Annotated in this window: 6 protein-coding genes; 4 read left to right on the top strand and 2 right to left on the bottom strand. The window is 67.9% G+C overall.

Annotation, left to right across the window (positions count from 1 at the left end; translation table 11 throughout):
• On the bottom strand, nt 1-406 hold a 406-nt coding region (locus tag AC2VOP_RS08380; protein ID WP_486960534.1), incomplete at its 3' end, for an aldo/keto reductase.
• Nucleotides 403-1,254: an aldo/keto reductase gene (locus AC2VOP_RS08375; RefSeq protein ID WP_486960533.1), complete on the bottom strand. Its 852-nt coding sequence runs from the start codon at nt 1,252-1,254 to the stop codon at nt 403-405. The genes AC2VOP_RS08380 and AC2VOP_RS08375, both read right to left, overlap by 4 nt.
• Here AC2VOP_RS08375 and AC2VOP_RS08370 point away from each other — a divergent pair.
• From AC2VOP_RS08370 to AC2VOP_RS08355, 4 genes are all read left to right on the top strand, one after another.
• Entirely contained in the window at nt 1,253-2,386 is a 1,134-nt protein-coding gene (locus tag AC2VOP_RS08370) for an alpha/beta hydrolase (protein ID WP_486960532.1), read from the top strand. The two genes, AC2VOP_RS08375 and AC2VOP_RS08370, sit on opposite strands and share 2 nt — an antisense overlap.
• A 69-nt stretch (nt 2,387-2,455) precedes the next feature.
• Nucleotides 2,456-3,217: a DsbA family protein gene (locus AC2VOP_RS08365; protein ID WP_486960531.1), complete on the top strand. Its 762-nt coding sequence runs from the start codon at nt 2,456-2,458 to the stop codon at nt 3,215-3,217.
• Nucleotides 3,214-3,858, top strand: a complete 645-nt coding sequence (locus AC2VOP_RS08360) for a vitamin K epoxide reductase family protein (protein WP_486960530.1) — start codon at nt 3,214-3,216, stop codon at nt 3,856-3,858. Before AC2VOP_RS08365 ends, AC2VOP_RS08360 begins: the two co-directional genes overlap by 4 nt.
• 53 nt (nt 3,859-3,911) lie before the next feature.
• A partial coding sequence (locus AC2VOP_RS08355) for a biotin carboxylase N-terminal domain-containing protein (RefSeq protein WP_486960529.1) occupies nt 3,912-4,557 on the top strand: 646 nt, incomplete at its 3' end.

Raw genomic sequence — 4,557 nt, 5'->3', positions numbered from 1 at the left:
GCCCGGCAAGCTTCGCCTGGATCAGCCCACCGAAGCTGTCGACGTACATGGCCAGCTGCGGGGCCGGCCAGTGGATCAGGTACAGGTCGAGGTAGTCAAGCCCCAGCCGCTCCAGGCTGGCCGCGCAGGCCTCCCGCGCGGTGGTGAAACCCTGGTCGGCGGTGGCGAGTTTGGTGGTGACGAACACCTCGGCGCGGGGGATGCCCGACGCGGCGATCGCCCGGCCGACGGCGGCTTCGTTGCCGTACACCTTGGCGGTGTCGATCAGCCGGCAGCCCAGCTCCAGTGCCGTCGACACCGCACGCTCGGTCTCGGCGCCCGACAGCTCGGCCACGCCGATGCCCAACACCGGCATCGTGTTGTCGTCGTTGAGTGTGACCGAAGGAATCGAACCAGTCGGCGTCATCTCACCTGCCCGTGTTCGTCGTAGGTGTGTGGATCGGGGCCCAATCGGGTGCCGTCGTCGAGCGAGGATATCGCGGCTACCTGGCTGGCGCTCAGTTCGAAGTCGAACGCGTCGAAGTTGCTGGCGATCCGCTCGGGGTGCACCGATTTGGGGATCACGATATTACCGAGCTGAATATGCCACCGGATCAACACCTGGGCGGGCGTCCTACCGCAGCTCTCGGCGACCGCGGTGACGGTGGGATGGTGCAGCAGCGAGCCCTGTCCGAGCGGTGCCCACGCTTCGGTGGCAATGCCCAGCTGGGCGTGTACCTCGCGCAGCTGGGCCTGGGTGAACCGCGGATGCAGCTCGATCTGGTTGACGACGGGCACGATGCCGGTCGCATCGATGAGCACCCGCAGGTGCTCGGGCTCGAAGTTGCTCACCCCGATGGAGCGGATCCGGCCCTGATCGCGCAGATGGGCGAAGGCCTGGAAAGTGTCGACGAACCTGCCGCGTGCGGGCAGCGGCCAGTGGATCAGGTACAGGTCCAGGTAGTCGACCCCGAGCCGGTCGATGCTGGCCTCGAACGCCGCCAGTGTCGAGTCGTAGCCGTGGTCGGCGTTCCACAGCTTGGTGACCAGGTACACCTGGTCGCGGGGCAGTCCGGAGTGGGCGATCGCGCGGCCGGTCTCGCGTTCGTTGCGGTACAGCGTCGCGGTGTCGACGTGCCGGAAGCCGGCCCGCAGCGCGGCCGCCACCGCCTGCTGGGTGTCCGCCGGCGGAATTTTGTAAACACCGAAACCGAGGCGGGGGATCGAATTACCGTCATTGAGCGTGACTGAACGCAGATCATCGGGAGCAGCCATGACACGAAGTCTGCCAGCAGAGTCTGTCGGCCACCGTTCGAGGCCGCGGGCGGCATGGTGGGCCGATTACCTGCAGAGCACCGCCACCAGCGTGGGCATGAAGGTGGCTCCACATATCCCGGCCGCGGTCACACGGCTGCTCGCTGGCGGTCGGACGGTCACCATCGACGGCAACACCCTCGACCCGACGCTGCAGCTGATGCTGGCCGCGCAGCGCGCGGTCGGCATCGACGGCCTCGTCGCCGGAGACGATGTGGCCGCCTCCCGGGCCCAGCTGCGGGAGATGAGTTCGCGGCTGCCCGGTCCGGAGATACACGTCGACGTGACTGACACGTGCCTACCCAGGCCGGGGGGCGACGCTGCCGACATTCCCGCCCGGCTCTACCGGCCGGCGGATAGCGGGGCCAAGCCGCTGCTGGTCTTCTACCACGGCGGCGGCTGGGTGATCGGCGACCTGGACTCCTACGACGCGCTGTGCCGGCTGACCTGCCGAGACGGCGATGTCGCGGTGCTGTCGGTCGACTACCGGCTGGCGCCCGAGTATCCCGCTCCGGCGGCGGTCGACGACGCCTACGCCGCGTTTCGATGGGCATACGACCATGCTGCGGACCTGGGTGGGATACCGGGCCGGGTCGCGGTCGGCGGAGACAGCTCCGGCGCCAACCTGGCCGCGGTGGTGGCGCTGCTGGCCCGTGACGCCGACGACACGGGCGCCCCGGTGCCGGTGTTGCAGTGGTTGATCTACCCGGTCACCGACTGCACCGCCCAGACCCGGTCACGCACCCTGTTCGGCGACGGCTTCGTGCTGACCAAACACGACATGGACTGGTTCACCGCCCAGTATCTGGGCGGTTCCGGTCTGGACCCGACGGACCCGCGGGTGTCGCCGTTGCTGGCCGACGACCTGTCCGGGTTGGCGCCGGCGCTGATCGCCACGGCGGGCTTCGACCCGCTGCGCGACGAAGGTCAACTGTTCGCGGCCGCACTGAGGGCCGCGGGAACCGTCGTCGACATGCGGACCATGGGGTCGCTGACGCACGGCTTCGCCAACTGCTTTCCGCTCGGCGGTGATAGCGCCGCCGCGATGGCGGAGTTGATCTCCGCACTGCGCGCACACCTCAGCCGCCACTGAACCTGCCGAGTCGCCGCCGGTACGCTAGAGGCGCCCCCGACCCCACCGGAAATAAGGATCAACCACACCGTGGCCCGCAAACCTCAACGCCCCACCGGGCGCGGCCTGACGGCCGGTGACCACAAACACAACCTCGCCCTGCAGATCGGGCTGGTGGCGGTTGTGGTGCTCTTCGCAGTCGGCCTCATCGGCTACATCGTGATATCCAACGACAAGAAGAGCTCCGGTAGCGACGCCAGAGCGGTGCGAGTGGCGTCGAGCAAGCTGATCACCAAGGACGACGGTAAAGAGCCCAAGGCCACCGTGTCGTTCTACGAGGATTTCCTCTGCCCGCACTGCGGGTTGTTCGAGCGGAACTTCGGCCCCACCGTCTCGCGGCTCATCGACAGCGGCGCCATCGCGGCCGACTACTACATGGTGGCCATCATGGACAGGCCGCAGAACGACGACTACCCGGCGCGTGCCGCCGCCGCTGCCTACTGCGTCGCCGACGAGAGCATCGACGCGTTCCGGCGTTTCCACACCGCGTTGTTCACCCCGCAACTGCAGCCGGCGGAGGTGGGCGGGGACTATCCCGACAACAGCCGGTTGATCGAACTCGCCCGGCAGGCCGGTGCCGCGGGAAGCGTCCCGTCGTGCGTCAACAGCGGCAAGTACCTCAAGATGGTGGAAGGACTGGCCAAGGCCCGCGACATCAATGCCACTCCGACGATCCGCATCAACGGCGAGGACTACACCGCGTCGACGCCGGAGGCTCTGGTCGCCAAGATCAGGGAGATCGTCGGCGACGTGCCGGGCCTGGACACCGCCGTCCCGGCCAAGGCGCCGTGACCGTCGCAGCGGCTGCGTCCGTGTCCTCGTCGACCGCCGCCCCGGTGGCCGGTGTGCGGGTGGCGGCATCCAGCGCCTGGCTGGTACTGGTCTGCGGGGCGGTCGGTTTGATCGCCTCGGTGACGCTGACGGTGGAGAAGATCCGGCTGTTGGCCGATCCGGCCTATGTGCCGTCGTGCAACCTCAACCCCGTGCTGTCGTGCGGGTCGGTGATGGCCACCGAACCGGCGTCGCTAGCCGGGGTACCCAACTCGTTGGTCGGAATCGCGGCGTTCACCGTGGTGTTGGTCACCGGGCTATTGTCGGTGACGAAAGTACCGTTACCACAATGGTATTGGACGGGGCTATCGACCGGCACACTTGTCGGCGTCGCGTTCGTACACTGGCTGATCTTCGTCAGCCTGTACCGCATCGGGGCACTGTGCCCGTACTGCATGGCGGTCTGGGCGGTCACCATCCCGCTGCTGGTGGTGGTCTCTTCGATCGCCTTTGCGTCTCGCCGTCGGCGTGCTGTGGGCCCATTGGGCTCACTGGGTTCAGCGCTGTACCGCTGGCGGTGGTCGCTGACCGCGGTGTGGTTCACCGTGCTGATCGTGTTGATCGCCATCCGGTTTGAGGACTACTGGTCGACGCTGATTTGAGGGGCAGTTAAGGGCGCAGGTGAGGGGCATTTGAAGGGCACTCGAGGGCGCATGTGATCGCGAAAGTGCTGGTCGCCAACCGCGGAGAAATCGCCATCCGCGCGTTTCGCGCCGCCTACGAGCTGGGTATCGCCACGGTGGCGGTCTATCCCTACGAAGACCGCAATTCGGTGCACCGACTCAAGGCGGACGAGTCCTACCAGATCGGCGAGCCGGGTCACCCGGTGCGCTCCTACCTGTCGGTCGACGAGATCGTCGACACCGCGCGCCGGTGCGGGGCCGACGCGGTGTACCCCGGCTACGGCTTCTTGTCGGAGAACCCGGAACTGGCCGAGGCGTGTGCCGCGGCGGGTATCACTTTTGTCGGCCCCAGTGCTGCGGTGCTGAAGCTGACCGGCAACAAGTCGCGGGCCGTCGCCACCGCACGCGAGGCCGGCCTGCCGGTGCTGTCCTCCTCGGCGCCGTCGGCGTCGGTCGAGCAATTGCTCTCGGCGGCAACGCAGATGACGTTCCCACTGTTCGTCAAGGCGGTCGCCGGCGGTGGCGGTCGCGGGATGCGCCGGGTCGGTGACATCTCGGCGCTCGCGGAGGCGATCGAGGCCGCCGGCCGGGAGGCCCAGTCGGCGTTCGGGGACCCGACGGTCTATCTGGAACAGGCGGTGATCAACCCGCGCCACATCGAGGTGCAGATCCTCGCCG

It is taken from the genome of Mycobacterium sp. TH-M106 (assembly GCF_057473765.1).
This window is presented reverse-complemented; position numbering and strand designations above follow the sequence as displayed.